This is a genomic window from Puniceicoccales bacterium (assembly GCA_031283585.1).
GTDB lineage: Bacteria > Verrucomicrobiota > Verrucomicrobiia > Opitutales > LL51 > JAIRTH01.
This window is the reverse complement of sequence record JAITBP010000003.1, coordinates 115124-141162: the sequence shown is the minus strand read 5'-3', so window position 1 is coordinate 141162 and position 26039 is coordinate 115124. Positions and strand designations below refer to the sequence as shown.

The 26039-nt window shown below is 40.3% G+C and carries 23 protein-coding genes; 6 read left to right on the top strand and 17 right to left on the bottom strand.

Annotated elements, in window-relative coordinates; translation table 11 throughout:
• Positions 1-165 precede the first annotated feature (165 nt).
• The 11 genes from LBB20_00945 to rpmF all read right to left on the bottom strand — a co-directional run bounded on the left by LBB20_00945 (position 166) and on the right by rpmF (position 11021).
• Positions 166-1434: an MFS transporter gene (locus LBB20_00945; GenBank protein ID MDR2735396.1), complete on the bottom strand. Its 1269-nt coding sequence runs from the start codon at positions 1432-1434 to the stop codon at positions 166-168.
• Positions 1435-1491: 57 nt separating this feature from the next.
• Positions 1492-2466 (bottom strand): ABC transporter ATP-binding protein, encoded by a 975-nt coding sequence (locus LBB20_00940; GenBank protein ID MDR2735395.1) that lies wholly within the window; start codon positions 2464-2466, stop codon positions 1492-1494.
• Positions 2467-2477: 11 nt separating this feature from the next.
• Positions 2478-3494 (bottom strand): ADP-glyceromanno-heptose 6-epimerase, encoded by a 1017-nt coding sequence (gene rfaD / locus LBB20_00935; GenBank protein MDR2735394.1) that lies wholly within the window; start codon positions 3492-3494, stop codon positions 2478-2480.
• A 5-nt stretch (positions 3495-3499) separates the two neighbouring features.
• A complete protein-coding gene (locus LBB20_00930; GenBank protein ID MDR2735393.1) occupies positions 3500-5260 on the bottom strand; it encodes an ABC transporter ATP-binding protein/permease in 1761 nt (586 codons plus the stop codon).
• Positions 5261-5368: 108 nt separating this feature from the next.
• Positions 5369-6244, bottom strand: a complete 876-nt coding sequence (locus LBB20_00925; GenBank protein MDR2735392.1) for a 50S ribosomal protein L11 methyltransferase — start codon at positions 6242-6244, stop codon at positions 5369-5371.
• Between the two features lies 1 nt (position 6245).
• Positions 6246-6899 carry a ribulose-phosphate 3-epimerase gene (gene rpe, locus LBB20_00920; GenBank protein ID MDR2735391.1) on the bottom strand — a complete coding sequence of 218 codons (654 nt, stop codon included), beginning with the start codon at positions 6897-6899 and terminating at the stop codon, positions 6246-6248.
• Positions 6859-7407: an LPS assembly lipoprotein LptE gene (gene lptE / locus LBB20_00915; protein MDR2735390.1), complete on the bottom strand. Its 549-nt coding sequence runs from the start codon at positions 7405-7407 to the stop codon at positions 6859-6861. The genes rpe and lptE overlap by 41 nt, the downstream gene beginning before the upstream one ends.
• On the bottom strand, positions 7407-8681 hold the full coding sequence (locus LBB20_00910; GenBank protein MDR2735389.1) for a tetratricopeptide repeat protein: 1275 nt from the start codon (positions 8679-8681) through the stop codon (positions 7407-7409). The genes lptE and LBB20_00910 overlap by 1 nt, the downstream gene beginning before the upstream one ends.
• A 63-nt stretch (positions 8682-8744) precedes the next feature.
• Positions 8745-9731 carry a ketoacyl-ACP synthase III gene (locus tag LBB20_00905; GenBank protein MDR2735388.1) on the bottom strand — a complete coding sequence of 329 codons (987 nt, stop codon included), beginning with the start codon at positions 9729-9731 and terminating at the stop codon, positions 8745-8747.
• A 49-nt stretch (positions 9732-9780) separates the two neighbouring features.
• The gene (plsX, locus tag LBB20_00900; GenBank protein MDR2735387.1) at positions 9781-10818 is read right to left on the bottom strand and encodes a phosphate acyltransferase PlsX; all 1038 of its coding nucleotides are present in this window, start codon (positions 10816-10818) and stop codon (positions 9781-9783) included.
• 14 nt (positions 10819-10832) lie between these two features.
• Positions 10833-11021 (bottom strand): 50S ribosomal protein L32, encoded by a 189-nt coding sequence (gene rpmF / locus LBB20_00895; GenBank protein MDR2735386.1) that lies wholly within the window; start codon positions 11019-11021, stop codon positions 10833-10835.
• A gap of 120 nt (positions 11022-11141) precedes the next feature.
• On the opposite strand from rpmF, the gene LBB20_00890 reads away from it, so the two are divergent.
• On the top strand, positions 11142-11726 hold the full coding sequence (locus tag LBB20_00890; protein MDR2735385.1) for a prepilin-type N-terminal cleavage/methylation domain-containing protein: 585 nt from the start codon (positions 11142-11144) through the stop codon (positions 11724-11726).
• A gap of 39 nt (positions 11727-11765) precedes the next feature.
• On the opposite strand, the gene LBB20_00885 is transcribed toward LBB20_00890, so the two are convergent.
• Positions 11766-15206: a hypothetical protein gene (locus LBB20_00885; protein ID MDR2735384.1), complete on the bottom strand. Its 3441-nt coding sequence runs from the start codon at positions 15204-15206 to the stop codon at positions 11766-11768.
• A gap of 75 nt (positions 15207-15281) precedes the next feature.
• Between LBB20_00885 and LBB20_00880 the strand changes: the two genes are divergently transcribed.
• Positions 15282-15926: a ribonuclease HII gene (locus LBB20_00880; protein MDR2735383.1), complete on the top strand. Its 645-nt coding sequence runs from the start codon at positions 15282-15284 to the stop codon at positions 15924-15926.
• Here the strand turns inward: LBB20_00880 and LBB20_00875 are convergent.
• From LBB20_00875 to mutL, 5 genes are all read right to left on the bottom strand, one after another.
• Positions 15916-16899 (bottom strand): HD domain-containing protein, encoded by a 984-nt coding sequence (locus tag LBB20_00875; protein MDR2735382.1) that lies wholly within the window; start codon positions 16897-16899, stop codon positions 15916-15918. The genes LBB20_00880 and LBB20_00875 overlap by 11 nt on opposite strands.
• A 51-nt stretch (positions 16900-16950) precedes the next feature.
• A complete protein-coding gene (locus LBB20_00870; GenBank protein MDR2735381.1) occupies positions 16951-18180 on the bottom strand; it encodes an ABC transporter permease in 1230 nt (409 codons plus the stop codon).
• 1 nt (position 18181) lies between these two features.
• Positions 18182-19054 carry a UDP-2,3-diacylglucosamine diphosphatase LpxI gene (lpxI, locus tag LBB20_00865; GenBank protein ID MDR2735380.1) on the bottom strand — a complete coding sequence of 291 codons (873 nt, stop codon included), beginning with the start codon at positions 19052-19054 and terminating at the stop codon, positions 18182-18184.
• Positions 19032-21206 (bottom strand): HDIG domain-containing protein, encoded by a 2175-nt coding sequence (locus LBB20_00860; GenBank protein ID MDR2735379.1) that lies wholly within the window; start codon positions 21204-21206, stop codon positions 19032-19034. The genes lpxI and LBB20_00860 overlap by 23 nt, the downstream gene beginning before the upstream one ends.
• Positions 21207-21390: 184 nt before the next feature.
• Complete coding sequence (mutL, locus tag LBB20_00855) at positions 21391-23154, bottom strand: DNA mismatch repair endonuclease MutL (protein ID MDR2735378.1); 1764 nt, start codon at positions 23152-23154, stop codon at positions 21391-21393.
• A gap of 214 nt (positions 23155-23368) precedes the next feature.
• Here mutL and LBB20_00850 point away from each other — a divergent pair, with 214 nt between their 5' ends.
• Genes LBB20_00850 through LBB20_00835 form a run of 4 tightly spaced genes read left to right on the top strand, consistent with a single transcriptional unit; the run spans position 23369 to position 26025 of the window.
• Positions 23369-24001: a sigma-70 family RNA polymerase sigma factor gene (locus LBB20_00850; protein ID MDR2735377.1), complete on the top strand. Its 633-nt coding sequence runs from the start codon at positions 23369-23371 to the stop codon at positions 23999-24001.
• The gene (locus LBB20_00845; GenBank protein ID MDR2735376.1) at positions 23998-24468 is read left to right on the top strand and encodes a hypothetical protein; all 471 of its coding nucleotides are present in this window, start codon (positions 23998-24000) and stop codon (positions 24466-24468) included. The genes LBB20_00850 and LBB20_00845 overlap by 4 nt, the downstream gene beginning before the upstream one ends.
• Positions 24469-24498: 30 nt before the next feature.
• Positions 24499-25602, top strand: a complete 1104-nt coding sequence (locus tag LBB20_00840) for a S1C family serine protease (GenBank protein ID MDR2735375.1) — start codon at positions 24499-24501, stop codon at positions 25600-25602.
• A 48-nt stretch (positions 25603-25650) separates the two neighbouring features.
• Entirely contained in the window at positions 25651-26025 is a 375-nt protein-coding gene (locus LBB20_00835) for a hypothetical protein (GenBank protein MDR2735374.1), read from the top strand.
• Positions 26026-26039 lie beyond the last annotated feature (14 nt).

The following is a 26039-nucleotide window of genomic DNA, read 5'->3' as shown; positions in this document are numbered from 1 at the left end:
CGTACATATCCGACGATAATAGTGATGATGATGAAAAGAAAGAAGAAAAGCAGAACAACAACAAATATGTTCACATAGTGTCTGGAATGGAACAAGCGGTGATACAACTAGGTACCGAGATTGCAGAATCAATATCCATGCATCTCTACACAGCTAATCACTAATTTATTCATGTTTTCGCTTTAATTTTATGAGCAATGTGATAAAAAACCCCAGAGCAACTGCTATTGGCATCACCGCCATCGCTATTCTAAAATCCGTCGATGAATAATTATGTGTGTCAGAATTACCTGACAGCATATCCAATATATAACCCACCGCTGGCTGTAATAATCCACCAACAAATGTCACAATCATATTAACCACTGCTATGGCACTACCACTGGCATATTTGGGGTTGATCTCTATGCTAGCGACAAAACATATCACCTGGGGCGCAGAAACAAATCCGGTGAGAAACAATAAAATCTTGATTGTATCCAGAGAAATGTCATCAAGCAACAGCATTATTGTCATAAGCAATGGACAGGAAATTGTACTAAAAATCAACAACGATTTCTTCAATCCGCTCTTGTCTGATATGAACCCCCAGAATGGTGCACCGAACAGCCAACCTGTATACAACATAGCTGTAGCCATTCCGCCGTCTGATACGCCACATACGGATTCAACAAATTCCTTTCCCCAGAGATCGCCAAAAACCGTCGTCGGCATATATAGTAAACCACCAACTATCCCGAGCACCCAGGTCTGTGAGTTCTTAATAACTTCGAGGAAGCCGGTTAAAAAGTTTTTATCTGAAAATTCTTCGAAGTTGGCTTCTTTTCTTTTCTGCTCCCAAACCGGAGTCTTTGGAACAAATAATAAAAGAATAGCTGTTGAAAGTACACCAAAGCAAGCCGAACGTTTCCAGCAGGTTTTCCAGCCAATATCAAATACGAAATCCGGTATTACCTTCAGAGCCAATATGGCGCCAATAAAACCAGTTGCTGTCGTCAATCCGGAAACCAGTGACAGTTTTCCCTTATGGATCCATACCGTTGCAAGATACATAACACCTATGAATCCAAACGCCGAACCAAACCCCATGAAAAATCTAGCCAGAGCAAAAACTACCACCGAATTTATTGGCAATAAAACAATCGTACAACCAATCGTTACAATTATACTTGCCCAGGCCATAATAACTCGACCACCCAGTCTATCGAGCATAACACCGGCTACCAACTGCATCGGAGCATACACATAGTAATATACACCAGATGCCATACCAAATGTGCCGGCATTTACGCCATAGTAGGCCTGCATTTCCTGCAGCATTGCACCCGGGGCAACTCTTACGAACAGTTCATAAAAATAAAAAAAAACTGCTGCGAGCCATACAATCCATGCCATCAATTGGCAAGAGTCTTTTGTTTTTTCTATATCATACATGAGATTCGGCGAAACTTACTAGCAAGCATCCACTAGGCAAGTAAAATCTTCCTAGTTTCATAACGAACTAGGATTATCCCAACATCTTTCTGTGGCCGCCAAAAAAATTTCTTCCAGCGAAAGTTTTTTTTCTGACATTTCAATTAATTTCCAACCATCAAAATGCACAACTTTTTCCCTCAGATCACCGGAAGTGACTCTGCTGTCTATCGTTATACTAAATTCATGTACATTGCTAGCTATATCGGTATTTATCTCAGAAAACGAGCAGCCTTTGACCCTATGCTTAAACCTATCGATGGCGTTAATATCGCCCAGCACTTTGATTTTTATCGACTCACTATGGGCAAATTTGCTTCTTAATTCGTCGATGGTTCCACTGGCAACCAAAATTCCATGATTTATTATTATTATACGGTCACAGAGTGCATCGATTTCCGACAGTAGATGGCTTGAGATTAGCATCGTTCTTTTGCCACGGAAAGTTTCAATAAGATCTCTGAAAATTATCATTTGATGCGGATCCAGACCTATGGTTGGCTCATCCAACATAATCAGCTCCGCATTTCCAAGGAAAGCATCGGCGATACCAATTCTCTGTTTGTACCCTTTTGATAAGGTACCGATTACACGATAACGAGCTTTTCTAAAAACATCGGTCATACGCATTAGCTTTTCCACATGTAATCTAATCAAGGCACTGGGAATACCTTTCAAAGCCGCACGTAATCTTAGAAACTCACCAACCCGTAGCTTTTCTGGCAATGGATTTTTTTCGGTCAAAAACCCGATATGTTTCTTAGCTGCATAGTCATCGTAGGGCACCGAGTCTCCGCAAATTTCTATGTTACCACTGGTTGCATCCACTAACCCAGCAATTATGTTTAGTACCGTTGACTTACCTGCCCCATTTGGTCCTAATAGTCCGACAATTTCACCGCTTTTCACAGAAAACGAAAGATCATCTATCACGGCCATGCCATTATATTTCTTTGTCAATCGCTCAACTTTTAGCATATCACCAGAAGACATAACCTAGCCAATTAATACCCAACCAACCTGTCAGGTATAAGATAATTTTTAACATAGTCGATGACCGCATCGCTCAATTTTGTCATTTTTTTGGTATACCCTAGCCTTCTTAGCTTTCCCAGATCTGCTCTGGTATAATATTGATATTTGTCAACCAGCCATCCGGGCATATCTATGAAGTTTATATTCACTGGAATATCCAGGGTTTCGAAGATAGGTGTTACCAACTCGATCCAGCTATGAGATTCACCGGAACCAACATTAAACAGACCGCCAGTCGGTTTTCCATCGGCTATGGAATCCACCGTTGCTAGGAATATCGTGATGTCTACAGCATCTTTCACATAGATAAAATCCCTGAGCTGCTCACCGTCTTTGTAATCGTTTCTATAGCTCCGAAACAAATTCACAGCTCCGTTATCAATGATTTGGTCATAGGCTCTTCGTACCATACTGATCATGTCACCCTTGTGATTTTCGTTTGGACCAAAAACATTAAAGTACTTCAAGCCATATATTTTATCCAAAAATCCATGGCGTTTGGCATAGCAATCGAACAGATGTTTCGAATAGCCATACATATTCAATGGTCTAAGATCGTAGAGATTATCATCACCGTCCGACATGCCACCGGTTCCATCACCATAGGTCGCTGCTGATGAAGCATATACAAATCTGCAGTCATTGGCCAGCGCAAACTTCGCCAGGGCTTTCGTGTACTCAAAATTATTCTTCATTAGATAGTCACAGTCTGCCTCTGCGGTCACTGCACAGGCTCCAAGATGAAACACCGTGTCCAGATCCTTCAGTTTGCCATCATTGGTAGTTATTTTCCCTAGCAACTCGTCGGCATCGATATAGTCATCAAAACGCAATGGAATTATATTCTTGAATCTACCATCTTTACCTAGCCGATCACAGATCACTATGTTTTCTATGCCGCGGTTATTCAATTCCCATATCAATAGGCTACCGATAAAGCCTGCGCCACCGGTTACCAATATCCTGCCATTGGAAAGATTTCTCATGATATTTATTTCATCAAATTTTGATTGTCATAGAGATGCCTATATATGGATGATTTTGTATTTAGCAACTCGTCCGGTGTACCAATTTCAGCGACCCTACCCGAGTCTATCACGATTACCTGATCAACGATGGACATCATGCTAAACCTGTGTGAGATAATTATCACAGTTTTATCCTTCACCAGCTTTTCTATTGCCTTATAGATTTTGTGCTCGCTATCAGAGTCCAACGCCGACGTGGCTTCATCGAAGATCAGAATCTGAGAATTTTTTAAAAATGCTCTGGCCAGTGCCAACCGCTGTTTTTGTCCGCCGGATAAAAAGCTTCCATCTTCTCCAACAATCGTATCGTAACAGTCATCTAGCTTTTCTATAAAGTCATGGGCAAACGCTTTTTTAGCAGCTTGTATTACATCTTCTTTGGTAGCGGCCAGGTTTCCCCAGATTATATTGTTAAATACAGTATCATTCACCAGTGCAGGCTCCTGTGGGACAATAGCGATGTTTCTTCTCAAATCCTTAATCGCCATTTCTCTCACATCTATGCCATCGATGGTTACACTTCCTGCGTTAACATCATAAAATCGCATAATCAGGTTTGCCAATGTGGATTTTCCGGCACCACTATGGCCAGCAATGGCATAAATTTTTTCACCTTCCAGCTCCAAATTCATACCATCAAAAACATTTTTATTTTCTTCGTAATAAAATTTTACATCCTTAAATTTTATGTGACCGTGCAATCGGTTGATTTTAACAGGAACAATCGGATCACTTATAACTTCTGGCTCATTAAGTATATTTTCTATCCTGTCTATGCCGGCCATAGCTTCCTGGACCTTACCATTTAACCAACCAATCCTTTTTATTGGCTCATAGCTAAAATATAGAGCTCCACACAATGACAAAAAGATATTCGTTTTGATACCTTTTTCATATAAATAGAACATGGCGATGCCCACTCCAATCGAGGCAATAATTTCAACCACAGGTGATATCAACATGTTATATTTCACAACCTTGAGAAAAGCTTCGGAAAAAGCATGGCAGGCCAATCTATACTTGGATGTGAAATAGCTTTCCAGGCAAAATGCTCTTATTTCTTTTATTGCAGCAAGGTTATGGTTCAGATTATTTATAATTTTGGCCGTTTCACCTTGCATTTTTCCAGATTTTTCCCGAAGCTTTCTGCCAAATCTACGTACAGGTATAATAATAACTGGGACCGCAAAGATAAACAGCATCAATATTGCCACGTCCGACTGTCGGATACATAGATATATAAGAGAACATATGGCCCCAAGCAAAGTCATGGGCTGTTTTATCAAATCGTGCGAAATCTCTATTAGTGTATTTTGAATGATAGTTGTACTATTGATCGATCGGGAAATAAGATCACTTGGAGGTACACGATAAAAATAGGCCAATGGTAATTTTTGCATTTTCTTAAATATCAGGACCCGGATTCCCTCTATTATTTTTTGACCACATGATGCTATGAAATAGGAGCTTATTATCGCAGAAACACCCCTGATTGTTATTATTATAAATGGCAATATGCAGAACACTGCAATGACCGAAGATGGCACATTGGATTGATTAAATACCTTATTAGAAGCAACCTCAAGAACAACTGGCACACCCAATCCACTGGCAATACCGGTAATTGCACCGAATAATACCGCCATAAATATCTCAATCTCGGCTCCTTTTAAATATCGTAAATACTTAAATATTCCATGTATTCCATAATTATTATCACTCATGAGAAAAGTACCACACTACCGGGATTATGTCACTCATTATCAACATATTGTCCAGTGTCTTTTTACAAGATAAAGCCACGCATATTACCCTTTTATTTCCATAAAAATCTAGCCTCGCATATAACAAATTTCGATCCAGGAGCCATTTTTTCTTTCACTAAGCATGAAAGAATCCCAATACCTATTGACGAGTGGCTCAAAAACATCTTTGACAGCCATACTTTCTTCAATCAATATACCGCTAAGTGACAGCATACCGTACTGTTTGATGGTGTTCACAAGAATTGATGCATTCTCCATTAGTGTGGGTGCCAATATGTTGGCGCAAATCATATCGGCCTGATGGCCAAGTATACATTCCTGTATATTTCCGACAACAAATTCAATGCCATTGGATACCTCGTTTACCTTGGCATTTTTCCTGCTAACCTCAACCGAATGTTCATCCACATCAAATCCATAGACATTGGCTACGCCAATTTTTGCTGCAGCAAGTGATAGAATTCCAGATCCACAGCCAACATCTATGAAGCTTTTAAGAAATAGCATATCACGGAACAGATTTTTGAAATCTATTATTCTAGCCAGGCATAATTTTGTTGTTTCATGTGCTCCGGTGCCAAATGCCATTTCCGAATCTATATAAACAACAAGTTCACCGGCTGGAACGTTATAGGTTTCTTTCTCCCACACTGGTACGATATGCAATGAACCAATACTAAATGGGGTCAGAAATTTCTTGTATTCATTGGACCAATCTTTCTTCACAACTTTCTCCACCCTAAACATTCCCAGGTTTAGTGAGGTAAACTCACTGGTTATTACCGTAATATCCTCGTTGCTGACCTTGGGGAAATATCCACTCAATGTGATACCACTGGCTTCGGTTTCGATGACCCATTCAAGTAATTGTTTGCGCTGGATGAACTCATTGATTTTTTCAGCGATTTCCTGTGATGGTAGTTTAACAAATGCTCTTTCCATTTTACTTCATCTTCATATTTTTAATAAAATTATACTTATCCTCTGTTTCGAAAAAAGATGCTCCGACCACGGCTATATCAGCTCCAACATCATAGCAAATGCTACAATTATCTTCATTGATACCTCCATCGACCTCTATAAGAAACTCCAGGTTATTTATTTTTCTAAACGCAGCCAAGCGTTTTATTTTATCAATGGCCGATGGTTCGAATTTTTGGCCACAGAACCCTGGCCATACGGACATAACGGTCACCACATTTACATAGCTAAGATAATCGATAATTGTGTCAATTTTTGTTCCTGGGTTTATTGCAATGCCAACGCGACGATTGGCAGATTTTATAGTATCAAAAACAGACCTAATGTCCGAAGAACACTCGGCATGAATCGTCAGGCAATCCGAACCTGCATCAATAAATTTTTTCACAAAATCCTCGGGATTCATCAGCATTAGGTGGGTATCAAAAAACAAATCACTCGCCGCTCTAAGTTCGGCAACAGTTTCTGGCCCAAAGCTCAGGTTTGGCACAAGATGACCATCCATTATGTCCAGATGCACCATATTAACGCCACTTTCATTGATCGTGGCCAGGGTTGCCAGTAAATTGGAATGGCTACCGGCAAATATTGACGGAACTATCAATTTTTGGTTCATAGGCAATCCAAGGATGAATAACCATGTTGACTATCTTTTTTGCCAACTCATCGCAAATCTTTGGCATAACCTGGTCCTTTCTGGCCTGATAGTCGTTATCGACCAACAAATCCGCTTCGGTGGAAACAATTTCCTTTGAAAAATACTCCGTACCGGATTTCCCATCGATTAGCGTACAAGCTGCACTGAGCGAAATGGTTAGATAAGAAGCTAAGCCTGTATCGCTGCTAGACGTGGCCGATGTATTTTGCCTAGAGCTAAGAATGACCACATTTAGAATTGCATCGGCATCACTGGTTACCACCAATCTGCTATCTTTGGCGCATTCATCACCCAATCTTTTCGTGATAACAGCTTGTATTTGTGGAACAAGCGACTCATTGCCAACTATTTGCACGCATATACTTTTAAACGGAAGCGTTTCGCTTTTGCCTAGATGGTAATTTGAAGTACAACCACCTAACAGCAAAGCAAAAATCACCAGGCAATGTGCAAATATTTTAAACATCAGTCTATTTGATCATCCTCATTCGGCATCACATTATCTTCGAAGTCATCCTCGGCAACCTCGTCGGTATAAGGCGTCTCATCATCGGCTGCGATGGGTTGAGTTATATCATGTTGCGTCTGTTCAAATCCATTACTTGCATCGGCTGACCCGGATTGCTCTGCGGACCCTTCAATGCCAATCTGTGTCATATCTTTTTGAATGACATTATTGTTAGAAACATCTACACAACCATTATTGACCCACTCTGCTATATCCTGGCCCTTATATTTTTTAAACAGGAAATCCACCGGTGTCTTGGCCGGTGGCACCCCGGCAATAAGACCATCCATCTTGGCCTGTACTTCGCTCTTAATGTCATCGCCACCATCAATTTCCGAGGCGGCTTTATACATAATATAGGCAGCCTTCGGATTATGTTTGGCATTATAGTAAAAATCTCCGATATTAAGGTTAGTTTCTATAAGCTCTGCGGATAATTTATCGATGCGTTCCTTTACAAAACCAACACTTTCGTGGGTCGGAAACAGAACTATAAAGTCTTTGTAATAATTCAACGCAAGAGAAACCGCTTCCTGGTCATAGTCAGGCCCCTTACCCAAAGACTCGTACATATCGGCAAGCTCCAGATAGGCCCTGGGCAACAAAGTTGAAGTGGGATATTCGTCTATTAGTCTGTCCAGAGCGACAAAGGCTAAATCGTACTTTTTTGCCCTTCTTTGTAGTTTATAAATATTAAAAAGTGCATCCTGGGCGTAGTTGCTGAATGGCGCATTGTTAATGACTTTCTCATAATATTTTACAGCAGAATTGCGATCCTTAAACCCAGGGATTACACCAAAATAATGAGGCCTATCACCTCTGTGCAGCGCTCGGCCTATATCGAATTGATTTACAACTGCCGCTTCAAAAAGTGGACTATTATTATGCTTTAATACTATTTCATTAAACGCATCCGAGGCGTCATTGTATTGATGCCTAGCCAGATAAATTTCACCACTCAAAAACAGTGCATCGGCAATGATTGGCGAATCCTTATGTTTTTTTATAATTTTATCACATATTTTTAGAGACCCTTTAAGATCGCCTCGCCTGTAAAGATCTTCAGCTTCCATAAACTTTTTTATGACCATATCAGGGCTCCAGGCGTTCTTCGCAAGTATCCTTGCTCTACGACTGCCCTGGTGGGTAGCTTCCCGGGGAACTGTACAAGAAGTAACTACAGCACAAGATATAAGAGATAAATAACAAAAAACTAAACGTCTATTCAACATGCAAATGTCCTAGGGTTAAATGCCCCACAGTAAAATTACCAATTACATATTCTCAATCAAAAACTACTTCCATTTTATAATAGATGCACCCCAGGTCACTCCAGCGCCAAACGCCACAAGCAAAATCAGATCTCCGGACCTAATCCTTCCAATCTTTGCAGCTTCGGCCAATGCTATGGGTATAGAAGCCGCCGAGGTGTTTGCTCTACGATCGATGTTACAAAACAGCTTATCCTGGCCAATATTGGACCGTTCGGCGATCATATTTATTATCCTAATATTAGCCTGGTGAGGGATCACACAGGCTATGTCATCGATGGCTAGGTTGTTCCTCTTCAAAACCATATCAATAGCCTCGCCCATATATTTTATGGCATTGCGAAAGACCTCTTGACCATCCATTCTTATAAAATGCTCTCTGTTTTTGACAGTCATCTCGGAAGCTGGTCTGGCTGAACCACCTGCTGGTATAGTCAACATATAGGCACCCGAGCCATCGGCACCGATAAGCACATCCATAACCCCATGATAATCTCCTTTACTTATCACGGCAGCTCCGGCTCCGTCCCCAAATAAAATACAGGTTGACCTATCCTCCCAGTCAACCATCGATGATAGCTTCTCGCTACCAATAATCAGAATATTTTTGTAATTCTTGTGGCTTAGCAAATAACTACAGGCCACATCTAAAATGTACAGGAATCCCGAACAGGCCGCGCTGATGTCCATGACTGGTATTTGACTGCAACCCAAGAGGTTTTGCACAATACAAGCGGTTGAGGGACACAGCATATCAGGAGCCATGGTTGCCAGTATTATCATATCTATTTCTGCCGGAGTCAGGTTCGCATCAACCAATGCGGCCTTGGCAGCCATGAAGCCCATATGAGATGTCATTTCCGCTTCGGCAGCAATGTGTCTAGATTCTATGCCTGTGCGCTCAACTATCCACTGATTTGAAGTGTCAACAACCCTAGCAATGTCGTAGTTAGTCAAAATTTTTTCTGGGAGATAGGATCCAATCCCATTTATATAAATAGCTTCAGGCATAATCTAGGCCGATAATTGATGCCAATCTTTTTTTTACAAGCAATAAAACCTAGAGACCGATAATCTCGTTGGTCTTGGCAATCAAATCAAGCTCCATTTCGTTTATGCCATTGATGGAAAGATCGGAAGCTATCTTAACCGCATTTTTTATGGCATTCTTATTACTTGATCCATGGGCTTTTAGGACGATTCCTTTCAGACCAAGCAACGGAGCTGCACCATATTTTTCTGGATTTAACCTGGACTTTAAAGCCCTAAATGCTCCACTAGCCAACAAAGCTCCAAACATTCGAAGTGGATTTTTTTTAATCTCATGTTTTAGGCCATTGGCCAATGTAAAAGCGACACTTTCCAAAGCCTTCAGCAATATATTTCCAACAAACCCGTCACAGACAACCACATCGGCATAGTTGTCAAAAAGTTGAAATCCTTCTACTAACCCAATATAGGAAATCAATCCATTCATTTTTTTGAGGACTTCGTGGGCCAATTGGGTCAGATCATTACCTTTTCCTTCCTCGGTGCCTATGGTCAAAAGCGAAACCCTTGGCTTTTCAATTTTCAACGTAGACTTACAATACACTGACGCAAGCACGGCATTGTGCGCCATATTGATAACACTGGAATTTGGGTTAGCACCCACATCTACTAGTATAAAACGGCCATCCATTGAAGGTATAATCGATGCCAAGGCCGGTCGATCAACGCCATCCTTCATTCTTATCTTCAGCGTACTTCCTGCCATTAAACTACCAGTGTTGCCACAGCTCAACATGGCCGAAGCAGAGCCATTTTTTACAAGCTCTATGGCTTTTAACATAGATGAATCTTTCTTGGTTTTAAGCGCAATCAATGGTTTTTCGTCCATGGCTATTACCTCCGAGGCATGAACCACAGAAATTTTTTCAGATCTGGCGCACCTGTACTTGGCCATGTATTTGGTAATAATTTCACTATCACCAACCAATACGATGTTGGCTAACTCAGCATAGCTGTCCACAGCCATTAAAATACCCTGAAGAATTTCTTCAGGCCCGGCATCAGATCCCATTACATCAATGGCAACAGACCTTTGTTGATTATACATCAGAAAACTGTGGACTACTCAGCATCATCGTCCAAATCAATAACCTGTCTGCCTCTATAAATACCAGTCTCAGGATTTACGTAATGAGGTCTAACCAACCCTCCAGCGGATTTATCTACGGAAAATTGCGGCACAACGAACCTATTGGCTCCTCGCCTTTTACGACTTCTTTGCTTGGACTGTTTTCTTTTTGGTTGTGCCATTTTTAATCTATTACAATAACAATAGATATAGATCTAAGTATCATGACCCTAGCCAGTCAAGGCTTTTTAATAAATAATCCAATTTCATTCATTTGACATCGGCAATACAATCCCTAAACTATGGCGAAAATTATGAGGAGATCTCGCGGATTCACCTTAATGGAAATGTTATTAGCACTGAGCATAGGCGCTATAGTTCTTACCGGCTGTGCGTCCACAGTAATAACATTCATGACCATGTGGAGCCGAGAAAAAAAGCAGGATTTGTACAGAGAAAAAGAATATTCGGCAAACAGAATCATCACCGAAGAAATACTCAAAGCACTCTTCGAATCTGTATATGAAATGGATTTTTCACCTTTGCCAACTGGCAACGACCTCACCACCTATCTGCATTGGAAGGCCTATAGCAACTATCAACCGTTTGTTGCAGACACCAATCATACCGATATTAAACATGTAGAGTATTGGCTAGTACTAAATGATAAAAAATTATCCATTCATTATAAGACCTCCAATAGCACCGATTCTGATACCCCCACCGAAGTGGAAATACTAAACAACTGCAATGGGCTAAGGTACCTATACATTACCAATGATGGTCAATGGGAAAGTAAGACAGCCCCAAAACAAATAAAAGAAGATGGTCAGGATAAATGGGTTATCCCAGATTCTATAATGATCTCGATCGATAGAACCCTATAGTAGATAACCAGATCAGCAACGCCCTAGGAAGTATTTAGGTTAAAGCACCGCTGGATCGGCGCCTATTGTACCTAATGCCAGGCTGGCTTTCGTGTCCCTGGACAATGCATTAACGGTTGAGGTTGTTTTTTTTATCGTCGCATCCAGGCCAAGAGAGCCTATAATCGAACTGTTATTGTAAGCATCACAAAACGACTTCATATAATTTAGGCATTTTTTATAGCGATTTAAAGTTACTTCTTTGCTAGCACGAAGCCGTTCGATATACCAGTCGCTGTTTAGGATATTTTCATTTGAAAACATGGCCCTGAATTCCGGTGAGGACAATGTCATTCCTTCGTAGTCTCCCCTGGCCATTATATGGAGCAGAGCTTTTAGCGGCGGGCAGGCCTTTGCTATAGATCCATCCTCAAAAAATATACTTGCAGCCCGCTGATGAGCATTGACTATATTTTCCATGCTATCGGCAAAAACATTCATATCCTGTAGTTCTGGCTTTAGCATTTCGTCGGAAATCACCGTATCCGGACTCGATAATATCCTGCCTAAAAATGCCGACACAAATTTTTTTGTTATGCGATAGCCTAGCCTACTGCTAGCAATGGTCTTACCTCTATGTACCATGTCGCTGCATCTTTCCAGAAATCCATTTTCTATAAGATAGGCCGGATCCCTCTCCATGGCTGTCATTCGACACACTATCTCAGGAATCAGATAGGATATATCGTGGCCAATCCTAAAGTTCGGACCAATACAACCTGCTGAAGATATGAAACCAGCATAGCCGGTGACAAGGAAACTAACCAAAGTATTGTTGAGATCTATTATTGTGCTCAAACAATTGAACGGCCCCTTGGTCATAACTCCTTCCAAGCCAGCACCGGTAGTTGACGGTGACTTTCCGGTCATATTTGAGGCAAACTCCATGAACAATTCTGGCAGCTCCAAGTAGTGCAATGGGCTGTGAACACATAGAGGTTTTATTCCTTTCTCTGGAGGATTATTCCTGCGTCCGGCAACGACCACATCCACCGCATGATACACATTTTGATTACTGGTAAGTTGGTTGACTAACCGTGCACCCATGGTCATTATATGAATGGCTCTAGGATCTAGAATATCCTCCCTGGTCTGAAGATATCTTGGATTTGTACTGAATTTACCATCTGGCATCTTTCTTAATCTGGATGGACATACCACATACTTTGGTGACTCATCGCTATTCAAAAAACTCAACAGAAACTTTTGCATCGGCTCGGTGTATTTGGAAAACCCGATGTTATCCTTGGCCATCTCTGCCACCTCAGATTTGGTAAGCGGATGGTAATTACATAAAAAGGTATCTGGCAATGTCATATCCAATTCAGCACCATTATCATAGCCTGGTATAATCGCATCGTCTGGCCTTTGATATAACCTGAATTCACAGTTTTCAACAAATTTTACCGACTTGAACGGCTTATTCAATCCAGCCAATTTACTGGTTGAAACCACCGTTGTGGCCGTTATATCGTCTTCCATCTGTATTTTTTTGGCTGGGTAAAAATCGTGACGTAATGTAAACGTCCTCCAGTATTTATCACCAATCAGTCCAATCCTAAGGTAGTGGGCAACCAATTTATTATTCAGATACTTTAGTTCATTGCCATTGGTACCATTTATAAAATCCACCGAAAAATACTTTCGCCAATCGGTTCCCCAACTATCACGATAGTGTGCTTTCAACACATATAACAGATCCTTTATATGTGGAGGGATAGTTCTCAGCCAAGAATTATGTTCATTGGAATGCTCTTCATTCTGGGTAAACATCTTTATGACCGAGCCCAGGGAACGCCTTCTATCTAAAATAGGCAAATCCGCCTTTTTATTGATTTTATATCTGTTGCTGTAGTCATGTCTTATGATATCATCGACCGCATCGCAGTCTTTATCAAATTCTACGCTGACAACACTCCCAAGTAATATGTTGTCAGAAATAGATTTAGAAATCTCTGACTTACCACCGCCTGACACCGTTGACGGTTTATGGCAAAACACGCCATCGCCCCGGGTACCGATCATTCGCCAACCATCACCACCTTTTGGTCTAAGCAATTCGATCTGATAGCCACAGGGTAATATATAAGTACAACCTGGCACAAGATTTATAGCCTTTTTGTGGCCGTTGAGCGACCAAGAAATTTTTTGATCCATCATCGAGAAATGGGCATCCTCTGGTACATATATTATATCCTTGAACTTCCTGTCGACGGCATAACCATCATCCTTTAATATGACTAAATTGCCATATTCTTTCAAAAAACGCTGCATGGTTTGATTACAATGCTCTATATAATCCATCGAGAAGTCATCACCCAGATCGTACCTTGCAAAAGCAATTGCGCCACCTGAATGTTCTTCCTCACAGAGCCCCATAAGATTTGCCGAATAGCTTATATGGGTTTTTATTTCCTTTTTACCATAGCCGTTATAGCTATCAGCGATGATCGAAATCACCACACCATCATTGGTTCTCGCCATTATTTTGAACGGTTGCCCGTCATGATATAATTCGTCTGCTTTTTCCCAACACATACCGTCACGTTTTTGTCTATCAGTGGCTTCCGAAACATGTGGCAGCCCAAGTTCCTTTTTTGTCAACTGGGTAAGATGAGGAGCAACGATTATGCAACCGGTATGGCCCGTCCAGGAATCTGGCATGAAAGCTGCATCATTTTCAGCCAGAAATGGGCAACCAGCGCTGCCAAAAATGCTCTCGACCATATCAAGAAAATTGACCAGGGAACCGGGTGTAAAAAATCTTACTTCCATCCACATCTCATTGCAATAACCAGGAACCTTCGGGCATACTATTGGCCTGAGATAGCCAGATACAAAGGTATAAGCTTTTTTAGGCTGTGTGGCTGTGAATGGCAATTCCAGTAACTGCTTCGGTGGATTACAGGCGTGTTTTAGCATTCGACAGAAGGCTAATTTCGGTACAGCTAATTTATCCGCAGGGACTTCTAGGCCTCCTTCCACTATATGGAACACGCCCTTGGTGGTGCGCCTATCTATCCTGGGATTATGCAATATGCCCTGATGGACCCGATAGGAAGAGATATACTCTGAGTGAAACTCATCGGCATCCGGTGGCAGCGAGAGAACCCTTGAAATACCATGGCGATCGACGGTAAATGTTGAACAGGGAAGCCAATCATGTTTTTCTTCCACCGGCAAGTCCTTTAAAAACTCATCTAAAAATGCTATAATTCGTTGATCAGCAGGACAATAGTTGCCATGTTGTCGTAGGCGCAATTCATTGACCATCGACAATAATGGCGCAGCCATCTTCGTTATTGAGCAATCTTCTTTACTACCAAAACATGGTTGCCCTATCGCCAGGAGCATAAGATTTACATATTCCAAAAGAGATTTATCTTTAAGAATTTGTGATTTCTCATTTCCATTTATTCCAAGGGAGTTAATTAGATCCATAGGCAAAAATTAATAGCCTAGGATATTAAATCCAGCAAAACTATCAATTGGAAATACCAAATTGAATGAAATTTTATGAAAATGAACAATCCATTGGGACTATTTGACCTAGATATTATACAAAATAATGAAGCAGTCATTGGTGTGGATGAAGCCGGTCGAGGACCACTGGCGGGACCAGTTTACGCCGCCGCAGTAAAGCTTCCCATGGTTTTTTACAAAAATCTATCCAAATTCCCTTGGCTAAACGATGTAAATGATTCTAAAAAAATCAGTCCAAAAAAAAGAGAACAGCTGTTTACCAGCATAGCCGAAGCTAAGAGCCAGGGAGCCCTATCCTTGGCCGTCGGCAGTGCCAGTGTTAAGGAGATAGAAAATCTAAACATCCTTGGAGCTACGGTGGTTGCAATGCAACGCGCCCTGGAGAAACTGAACAAAACCAATGCCCTAATTCTTGTGGATGGCAATAAACTGAAGGCCCTTAGATTCAACCACATTGGGATTATAAAAGGCGATGGCAAAAGCCTGGCCACTGCCATGGCATCAATAATAGCCAAGGTATTGCGTGATAAATACATGGAAAACCTAGATAGGCTATACCCATCCTATGGATTCGCCAGGCACAAAGGCTATGGAACAAAACAGCACATCGCCATCCTGAAAACCCAGGGACAAACCCCGGCCCATCGATCTCTGTTTATCAGAAATATCATAGACTAATGGGTTCGATAAGTAACTGAGCCTCAAGGCCTGGAAACTTTTCAGAGAAGGTATGGGTAACCGGTGTAGTGCGTAGAAGATGGCTAACCATTCCCATTTTGGCATCCAGATTATCAACCAGTGACACAAAAACCGCCTCCGGCGTAGATGGCATGACCACTGCACCGTACTCCGGTCTACCCTGGTGGCTAAGTATTATATGCTCCAATCTACTTAATAATTCTGGATCCAAATCGTTTTTGACACCGAAGTGCCTGACCAATCGATAGCCCAGTATCACATGACCTTGAAGAATTCCAACCTTTGTACGCTCGATGGCCGTATCCCCGGTATACTCAGCGACTTTGCCCACATCATGGAGTATCATTCCGGCCAGAGCCAAATCCCTGGGCACATCACCATAAAATTTTAACAAAGCCATACCGCTACGGGTTACATGCACCGTATGTTCGAGCAGGCCATTTTTGTAGGCATGATGCATGGTTTTAGCGGCCACACTATTGACAAATGCGTCGCCCAATTCATCCAATACGTCCACCACCGTATTTCGGAGCTTCTCGTTGAAAATCAAGGCGATATAATCTTTTAGTTCTTCGGATAACTTTTCCACGGATTCCTCCGAAGCCATTGTCAACCGATTCCTCCAATCACCTTCGACTATTTCCTCTTCGGTCAATTCTCTCACCGAAAGAATATCAGGACTAAATGTGCCGTTATAATGCCGGCTCATCCCTTCCAGAAAAACTATCGCACCAGCATTACACCAACGAAACAGACTAAATGCCACTGAGCTCTCAAAGCAGGTAAGACTAAAGCTAGAAGTTTTGTCGCCGACCTCGATTTTCAAAAATTCGCTGCCATTCTTCGCATTTCTAACATCGATTTTTTTCACCACTAAAACCGATTTAAACACAACGGCTTTGCCTTCCGGCAAAGAACGTAGTTCCAAGGCATTCGAGTATTTTTCAATCATGTCAAAACCCTAACCCGTGGAACATATAGCTCAAGAAGTTTTTATAAAATTTCATTCATTTCTGAGCGCAATGGCTGGTTGGACGCGCATCGCCCTCCAGGCCGGAAATACTCCGGCCAACATACATATAAACACTGAAAATAGAACGATAATGGTAATTTCGTATCCGGAACATGCCACGGGCAGATAGACAAAGTTCGAAAATTTAGATAGCATCCAGGAAGAATTGAATATTTTTGCCATCAAATCGACGATGAAGTCCCTGTATCGCAAAACAAGCCAGGCAAACAGGCAACCTAAAAATGTTCCGCAACATCCTATCAATAACCCTTGGATAAAAAAACACATGGTAATCTGAAATCTAGTTGCACCTAGGGCTCGGAGCAATCCTATCTCCTTGGTTTTTCTTACCACAGAAGTCATCAATGTGCTGGAAATAGAAAACGATGCCACCAATAATATGAACATCAATGTAAAAAACATCATGGTTTTTTCCAGCTGTAAAACAAACAGTAGATCTTTGTTCAACTCTTTCCAACTGAATATGGTTACAGCACTAGGCAAAACAGATCTCATCCGGCGAACAAAGTCATCAATAGATTCTCTGACGTTCAACTTTATGACCATACCATGAATACCACTGCCAAGATCACATAGATCCTGGATGAAAGGCAATGAACATATTCCGGAACCATTATCTACATAATTCACGCCGGTTTCAAAAATACAACCAACCCTAACCTCTCGTGGTAATTGCACATCGTCGCTGCCAATGGTTGTAATCATTCGAGGTGAATAAATATCTACCATATCTCCAACTCTCAATCCAAGCGACCTAGCCAGACCAGATCCCAGGAAAATCGTCCCGTCATCTAGTTCATCGATTTTTCCTGATTTCACAAATCTTTCGAGAGCCATGACCTGGCATTCCTTTCCAAGATCAACACCTTTCACCAATGGAAATGCAGTCCGATCCTCATAACGCAGTATGACCACACCCGTTGCATAGGATGAAACTGCTGATACCGAAGCATCGTTGGTAAAAAATTTTTCAAGAAATTCTAAATCACCAGTCATCGAGCTACATTCCACTCGAACCTCGCCCTGGGTATTGATTATATTGGATTTTGTTTGATTATTAAAGCCATTCATGACACTTTGTACCACAATCAACACCGCCACGCCAATCGCCACACCTACCACAGATACCAGGGAAAAAAACGAAACAATTTTCCTGAATGGAAATAAATTTCTAAGGGCTAAATAAAAATACCAATACATATCAATATCCGAATATTTTGATGCCCAGTTCGTTGGCCCGGTTCAGTACATTTTCCCTATCAAGGACAATGGTGCAATCGGATTCCAGTGCAGCGTATCTTATGCCGGATTCTATCATTGCGTCCAGTGTACGCATACCAAAAACCGGCACATCAAATCTGAAATCATGACCTGGTTTTGATGCCTTCACAAACAGGGCATTTTTGGTATTAAATTTACCAGCTCTCCGCAGCATACTGTCCGTTCCATCAAACTCTTCGACACACAGTACCGTACCACTGCTCACCACAACACCCTGGCCTATGTCTAGTTTGGCTATCTCTTTTGCCACTTTGATTCCATGATTTAGAATTTCCTCGGCCAGATCAAATTTACAATTAGTTAATGATCCGACGCTTACGATATCTTCATCCATAAATGAGCGGGCATCTAATACCTTAATTCCACGTTTCCCAATAAGTTCGCAAATAGAGCTAAAGATAGTTTCGGCATTTCTGATCTTTAATTTTTTCATCAAAAGCAATGCTCGCCAATCTGGTCTAAGTCCGTGAAATAGTTTCTTTGGTCGAATTTGACCAGCCATTATAACATAGTCGGCTTTTATGGTCTTCAATATCTTGAGTAATCTACCTAAATTGCCAACATTTACCACAAATCTATTCGATTCATCAAACTCACTAGACAATTGTTCGTCAGCCTCATCTTCAATGGCTATAAGTTTAACATTGACGCCGGATCTAATCATGCGCTTGGCACATAAAATCGGATAAATACCATTACCCGCCAGTAGAGCAACCACATTTGAATCGTTGAAATCATATGGCAAAAAATCCGAATCTAACTTGATATTACTACTTTTTTGAAACATTGTCATAGGCAATGCGTGAATGTAACATATTTATCATAATTGAATAAAGGGCTTTTCTAAGTTCATTTATCTCTTTTAAAGTCATCGAGCAATCATCCAATTGATTGCTATTCACTTTCTCTTCAATAATATTATCTACCAGATCTTTTATCGACTGGGGATTCACGACTTTCATAGATCGACTGGCAGCCTCCAGCGAATCTGCCACCATGAGTATGGCAGTTTCTTTAGACCTGGGTTTCGGACCATCATACCTAAAAACTGCTTCATCTATGGTTTCTGCAGAAAAGGTCGTTCTAGATTCATTGGCCGATCCTGAATTAGATTTACAGTCATTCTGCTGTAACGCCTTATTATAAAAATATCTTATTATAGACGTGCCATGGTGTTCTCTTATGCCATCTATAACCCTAGGTGGGATATCAGCCTGTTCTGCCATTACAATACCATCCCTTACGTGGGTTTTTATTATTATGGCACTGATAAATGGGGTTTTTTCATCATGAGGGTTATAGTCTGCTCTCTGGTTTTCGGTAAAATACCCAGGTTTTATCACCTTTCCTATGTCGTGATACATGGCAAATGTCCTGCATAAAAATGCATTTGCATTCATTGCCATGGCAGCCTGTTCGGCTATATTTGCAACAATCAAACTATGATGATAGGTTCCTGGTGCTAACATCTGCAATTTTTGCATCAATGAATTACTATGGTCGTTTAATTCTACTAGCCTTATGTTAGTACAACAGCCAAACCATTTTTCGAACAATGGCAAAACACCCAGCACAAATATGCTCGTTGTAATACCAGTTACAAAGGAACAAAATACTTGTCTTATGCAAAAAAATGACTCAAGGTCTTTTAGCAGAAAATGAAAAATTGGAATAAACGAAAAAACCGTAGGAGCACAAATTCCTGTATACATAACCTGCGACCTTAACGATGCCCTGCGGCAGTAATAAGCCGAAGTAAATACAGTCAATATACACATCAATAAAAATTCTAAGTTCTCAGCAAGCATCATCGAAAAAAGGACCGAAGTCAAGCCACCTAATACCACACCCACATAGGTTCGAACAAGCAATGTGCCTAATATGGTATTCAAATAAAATGGACTAACATAGGGTAGCAATCGGACAAAAATATCCGAATTCATGAAAAACCTTATCTCCCCTATCTGAAATATTCCCCTAATTATTATCAAATTAACGACTAAAATCGTCACTATTAATGAAAAATTTTTAGATAAATCTACGGACTTGGTCGGCGACATCTTGAGACATAAGAATCCGATAATCAGTATACAAAATATCATGAACAATTTTGTCATAACCGCTGAATTTATACCAAACCACATCGTATTTTCAGCATTGCAAACCTTACGATAGGCCATCAATCGTTCACGAACATCACTTTTCACAACTGTACCTGCTTCAACAATGACGTCTCCCACATTTACAGTATCGATTACAGGCTTAACCTCCTGCATGACTTTAAAAATCTTTGCATTGGTCGCGGTTTCATCATAGGAAAGGTTCGGAGCTATACCAATTTTCACTATCCTTAGCAGCGCCTGTTTTAATTCAAATGGAACATCCATGGATTCCAGCTGTATTCTCAGGTATCTTAGCGCTTCTTCGGTGGACCGTATATGAGCTTTTTTCATCTGTCCACTTATCTCAATGTTTATCAGGTAGGATTCATCTTTGTTTAGTAAATCACGGTCACTATAGACACCATCACATAGGATCTCACGAACAATGGATAGAGCTTCGAGAAGTATGCTAGTACGACCACCGTCATCAATGGATTTAATCAATATGTCTATGTCGTTCCAGCTCAACATCAAATGATTTTTTTCATTAAAATTTCTTACAAATTCTCTTAATTCGAACAAATAGGCATTGCCAGTTTTTTCTTCTCTAACAAATACGTCAAGTTCATCATCCAGGTCAAAAATTTGTTTCTCAAACTTATCGTAGTTAGCAAGACTCAATCTATAAATAGGAGCCAGTTGATTCCGCTTTTTTTCTTTCTCGATGGTTGTTTTTGTATCGTTTACATATTCGAATGGAACCTCGGCAATCACCGTTGCTTTAGCCTTTTGACCTAGGACAAACTGGATGACAAACATATCCCTGAAGGAAAAACATATCATGGTTATGATCACAGTTAATACCAGTATAACCAAGATAACAGAAGTCTTTATAAATGGAAAGACACCACCTGTTCGTTTATTAAATGAACAATAATCTTCTAGTTCTTGGTAAATTCTAGTCTTTGACTTTCTGGTAAACCACATAAGTTACCGGATAACCATAACCTAACTTTAATAAACTAATCTACAAGCTTATTATGGGATCATGTAATCCAAATTTATTTCTTAACTCGTTTAAACTAATTTCAATAAGTGTTATATTTCCATCGGGATCGATGATATAGTTGTCACTGGATAGCAATAACTTAGCTAACTCCATCAGTTTTTCTACTCCGTCATAAATTTTGATATTGATGCAGGGGCAGGCTAACTTTGCAAACCATTTACTGTTCAGTGACAACGGCAGACTTTTTTCACTGACAACACCAGAAATGACATCCAGGAGCAATTTTTCTACCAGTGTTTCGTCCAGCCATTGAGGTACGGCATCGATCCTGCATAAATCCTTACCAAATCGTTCAATCCCAATGCCATATTGCAGAAACAAATCCATAGCTTTGTCCAAGATTTCACACTCAATTGTTGGTATCTGGATAACCCTCGGTAATAAAAGACACTGAGGTTCATTGTTAATCTGCTCATGGAGAAATTGCTCGAAAAAAACGCGCCTTGATGCTGCCTTTATATTCATAGCCCATAGGCCATTGATCGACTCAAATATTGCAAATTGGCCAAAAACCGTACCGACAAACGACAATTCTGAATCTATATTTGAAATCTTCTGCTCTTCATTTGACTCAATAATTCCTTTGATATTAGGCTGTCTAAAAGGCAATTGTAAACCGTTTCTATCCCTGTTCCAGTTAAATTTTATGCTGGTTTCTTTTATTTCACCCGGTGTATAATTGGTAAAATTGTTACCATAAAACTTGGCCTCATTGACAACAGACTTTGAAGATAAAAACGAGTCGATTGCCCCATATATGGTTTTCTCTACAAAAGTTTTTATCATATATTCATTTTTAAACCTTACCTCCCTCTTCTGTGGATGGACATTTACATCCAGGGTATTTTTTGGAAAATCTAACCAAATGAACGCCACCAATCCCTGCCAATTTGGTAAAAAACCCATATAGGCATCTCTAATTGCTCTATTTATAATTGAGCTTAGAACCTGTCTTTTATTTACGAAACAGACAATTTCATTTCTATTAACATTCGTACATGATGGAATTAGTAATGCTCCTTCGATTGTCATACCATCCCTATTATCTCTAAAATCAAATAGACAATCGCTATAAAAATCTCCATATAGCTTAGAGATTCTGCCACTCCACGAGTCCATTTCTGGTGAACAAAACAGTAATTTACCATCCTTGTATAGCTCAAACTTTACAGCACGCTCGGCTAGAGCAAATGCCCTCATCACTCTTACTATATGTATGCTTTCGGTTTCATCGGATTTTAGGAACTGTCTGCGGGCTGGTAAATTATGCAATAATCCACTCACTTCAATATAGGTGCCCTGGGCCAATCCACAGTCCCGAATATGCTGAACCTTTCCACAGTGGATCAGGATCTCTGTACCAATATCCTGGCCAATCTCATTGGTCCGCAACAAAAACCTTGAGACACTGGCAATTGACGGTATGGCTTCGCCTCTAAACCCAAATGTATTGACCGATTGTATATCTTCCACCGAGGCTATTTTGCTCGTGGCATGCCTGACAATGGCCAATTCTGCATCAGCTCTGGCCATGCCAACCCCATTATCTTCGACGGATATTAAATTTTTACCACCAGCTGAGAATCTGACGATAATTTTAGTTGCACATGCATCCAGGCTATTTTCTACCAATTCTTTGATAACTGTGGCCGGTCTTTCGACAACTTCACCAGCAGCAATCTGATTAGAAACAAATTCCGGTAATATTTTTATTTTTGGCATATTAAAAACACAGCTTCCAATCATCAATCATCTTACAATTACGTCGACCAATCGGCCACCGCCATATTTCATATAACATCTTGGATAACAAGTCAAAAAAATCATGAATTTTTATAAATTTATGATAATCTCGATGATTAGATTTTGGCACAAAAAATAATTTTTATATTGCTATTTGATAATATTTTAAGATAGTTATTAACGAATTAGTTGTGTGGATAGTATTGAAACAGTAAGTCATAATTCACTGAATGGAATTAGCGAGGCTGTGGGTCCGAGTGAAAACGAAAAGGAGATCGTTGCCTTGGCTAAAAGTGGTGATGTGGCAGCCTTTGAAGTGCTGGTCAAAAAATACCGAGAAAGGATATATTCGGTGGTATATAATCTTGTGTCCAACACTGCCGATGTTTTAGATTTAATGCAGGATATTTTTATAAAGGCATTTCGTTCCATGCATAAATTTAAAGGCGATTCTGCATTTTTTACCTGGTTATACAAGATTGCTATAAACCAGGCCATGTCCTATCTCAGGAAACATAGGTCAAATAGATTTTTAGCTCTAGAGCAACTTGATGAGTCTACCCTTCCACCAGAAGTAATTGAAAAAATTACAGTGGAAAACCAAGGAGAGAGAAATGAATATCTTTTAGAACTACAAAAAATACTGAATAAATCTCTCCAAAAACTATCCGATAATCATAGACTAGTGGTTGTGTTATTTGAAATCGAAGGGCTATCCCATAGCGAGATAGCTGAAATAATGGGTTGTTCTCCTGGGACCGTTAGATCAAGGTTGCATTATGCAAAGATAGAGTTACAAGCATATTTAGAGGATTTTATCAAATGAGATTGTTTTTTTCGTCCGATGATAGACATCGTAAAAAACTCGATGAAAAGGTGTCGATTTTGCTACAAATCAAGAAGGCTGAAAGGCCATCTAAAGATTTTTGGGCAGATTTTGATAATCGGTTACATAGCAAATTGTTAGAACCAACACCTGATGGCAGTACCTGCATCGATAATGTGTGTTTATTTTTCATAGTTAGCAAACGGATGGTTCCTTTTATTTCCTACATAATGTGTTTGCTAGTCATACTGGTGGCATTCAATTTTCAAAATCACGATAATAGACCTAGCTTTAATAGCACTTCGGTGCTAGGTGCAAAGGACTTTGTTAGAAATGAACTGTCATGCATCAGTGGTTGCCATGATACGATATCATATACGTCTAACAGTCAAAATGCAATATGTTATGTCAGCAATTCTATGGATATGGATTCTTCCTATTGGACAAAACGTAATAACTCGTTTTAACCTATCTATAGATTTGTTACGAATGTTGTTATGCGTTATGTGTTTTGTATAGTCATATCGATTGTTATTTGCCTATCTAATTGTAATGGCGATACATCTGATTCAACGGCCAAGAGCTGTGGAACAGCCATTGGCAATCCAATCAACCCGATGCCGTTTTCTTTTGTTAGCGATGTTTTCTATAAAAAAAAGGACGCGGTCGTGCGAATCATAGGAATTCGCATTAGTAACAACGAAACATCGAGCGCGAAGTCCGAGACCAAGGATGACAAACAACCAGATTCAACCAAAAGTCCGGCTGGCAAAAATCCAGAACTCAGTAACAAAATTTTGTTTGGGTCTGGTTTTTTTATCGATGACATGGCCCGGGTTGTTACCAGCGCAATCATCGTCGATGATGCAACGAACATATGGGTAGAATTCAATGGGTTGTCATATGCCGCTGAACTCGTCGGGTCTGATCGCATAACAAACATAGCCATAGTGAGACTTTTAAAAAAACCTGATCATTTTGATATAATAGACATCACCGATGGAAAACCCAAAGGCAATGTATGCTGTGGTGAATTTTTAGTCTCGGTGGAATGTAAACTTGGACTGGATCCATCGCCAAATTTTGGCATAATCGTTGGCGAAAACTCCAGCTATGGAAGTACATCTTTCCCGGTTAAATTGACCAGAACCAACCTACCGATAGATGGTGGAGAAACCGGCTCACCGGTATTTTCTATAGATGGCACATTGGCCGGAATAATGATAGCTTCCCTGCCTGACATGCGTTCAAGTTTTCTCATGCCGGCCTGGACATTGGATCGGGTATGCAGCGACATAATTAAGACAGGTGGCGTAACCCATTGTACTGCAGGGTTTTTTGTCCATCAGCAATATACCCAGGAAAATGGTGTCCAAATTCTTGTCTCCAGGATTCAACAGGATTCACCTGCAGAAAAGGCAGGCATATTGATCGATGATGTAATTTCTGCAATAAATGGTAATAAAATTGTTAATATTGGAGATATAGCTAATTCATTATTCCTGCTGAGACCAGGAGATATTGTTAACATAGACATAATTCGCAAAGGAAATATGCTACAACTGCCAGTTAAATTAGATGACCAAAGCCATTTTAATTAACAAGAAAAAAATTCTTGAAAATCTCACATGTTAATAAAGATCTGTTTCATGTTGAAAGTTGTATTGCTTGTATCTTTGATATCTCTAGGTATGCCGATGGATTCCATAGCAAAAACCACCGATACATTTGGCTATGCCACTGCAGATCATGAACAAATAGAGCTATGGAAGGATTATCAATATGCTGGCACACTAAAAAAACCAAAAAAATTTCTGTTTGGGTTTTTTGGACTATTTAGTCCCGAAGCTAAATACGAACTTGTTGGTTCCAATGGTACTAGGGTTGCCTATGTGGAAACTTCCAAAGCGGTACTCCAGAGCGATATATCAAAGTTCATTGATAAAAAAGTGGTAATAGGTGGTAAAATACGGAAAAAAGACAACAACAGGATCATAGACGCTAAGTATATATGCCTTGATTAGCATAGTTTTATGTT

Bases quoted from the DNA above. Each gene is read 5' to 3' on its own strand.
- lpxI (MDR2735380.1), bottom strand. From the start codon at position 19,054: ATGACAATGTTTCAAAAAAGTAGTAATATCAAGTTAGATTCGGATTTT.
- LBB20_00905 (MDR2735388.1), bottom strand. From the start codon at position 9,731: ATGCCTGAAGCTATTTATATAAATGGGATTGGATCCTATCTCCCAGAA.
- LBB20_00930 (MDR2735393.1), bottom strand. From the start codon at position 5,260: ATGAGTGATAATAATTATGGAATACATGGAATATTTAAGTATTTACGA.
- LBB20_00945 (MDR2735396.1), bottom strand. From the start codon at position 1,434: ATGTATGATATAGAAAAAACAAAAGACTCTTGCCAATTGATGGCATGG.
- LBB20_00885 (MDR2735384.1), bottom strand. From the start codon at position 15,206: ATGGATCTAATTAACTCCCTTGGAATAAATGGAAATGAGAAATCACAA.
- rpe (MDR2735391.1), bottom strand. From the start codon at position 6,899: ATGAACCAAAAATTGATAGTTCCGTCAATATTTGCCGGTAGCCATTCC.
- LBB20_00875 (MDR2735382.1), bottom strand. From the start codon at position 16,899: ATGATTGAAAAATACTCGAATGCCTTGGAACTACGTTCTTTGCCGGAA.
- rfaD (MDR2735394.1), bottom strand. From the start codon at position 3,494: ATGAGAAATCTTTCCAATGGCAGGATATTGGTAACCGGTGGCGCAGGC.
- LBB20_00835 (MDR2735374.1), top strand. From the start codon at position 25,651: ATGTTGAAAGTTGTATTGCTTGTATCTTTGATATCTCTAGGTATGCCG.
- mutL (MDR2735378.1), bottom strand. From the start codon at position 23,154: ATGCCAAAAATAAAAATATTACCGGAATTTGTTTCTAATCAGATTGCT.
- LBB20_00925 (MDR2735392.1), bottom strand. From the start codon at position 6,244: ATGGAAAGAGCATTTGTTAAACTACCATCACAGGAAATCGCTGAAAAA.
- plsX (MDR2735387.1), bottom strand. From the start codon at position 10,818: ATGTATAATCAACAAAGGTCTGTTGCCATTGATGTAATGGGATCTGAT.
- LBB20_00860 (MDR2735379.1), bottom strand. From the start codon at position 21,206: ATGATATGTTTTTCCTTCAGGGATATGTTTGTCATCCAGTTTGTCCTA.
- LBB20_00890 (MDR2735385.1), top strand. From the start codon at position 11,142: ATGGCGAAAATTATGAGGAGATCTCGCGGATTCACCTTAATGGAAATG.
- LBB20_00840 (MDR2735375.1), top strand. From the start codon at position 24,499: ATGCGTTATGTGTTTTGTATAGTCATATCGATTGTTATTTGCCTATCT.
- LBB20_00845 (MDR2735376.1), top strand. From the start codon at position 23,998: ATGAGATTGTTTTTTTCGTCCGATGATAGACATCGTAAAAAACTCGAT.
- LBB20_00940 (MDR2735395.1), bottom strand. From the start codon at position 2,466: ATGTCTTCTGGTGATATGCTAAAAGTTGAGCGATTGACAAAGAAATAT.
- LBB20_00910 (MDR2735389.1), bottom strand. From the start codon at position 8,681: ATGTTGAATAGACGTTTAGTTTTTTGTTATTTATCTCTTATATCTTGT.
- LBB20_00870 (MDR2735381.1), bottom strand. From the start codon at position 18,180: ATGTATTGGTATTTTTATTTAGCCCTTAGAAATTTATTTCCATTCAGG.
- rpmF (MDR2735386.1), bottom strand. From the start codon at position 11,021: ATGGCACAACCAAAAAGAAAACAGTCCAAGCAAAGAAGTCGTAAAAGG.
- LBB20_00880 (MDR2735383.1), top strand. From the start codon at position 15,282: ATGAAAATGAACAATCCATTGGGACTATTTGACCTAGATATTATACAA.
- lptE (MDR2735390.1), bottom strand. From the start codon at position 7,407: ATGTTTAAAATATTTGCACATTGCCTGGTGATTTTTGCTTTGCTGTTA.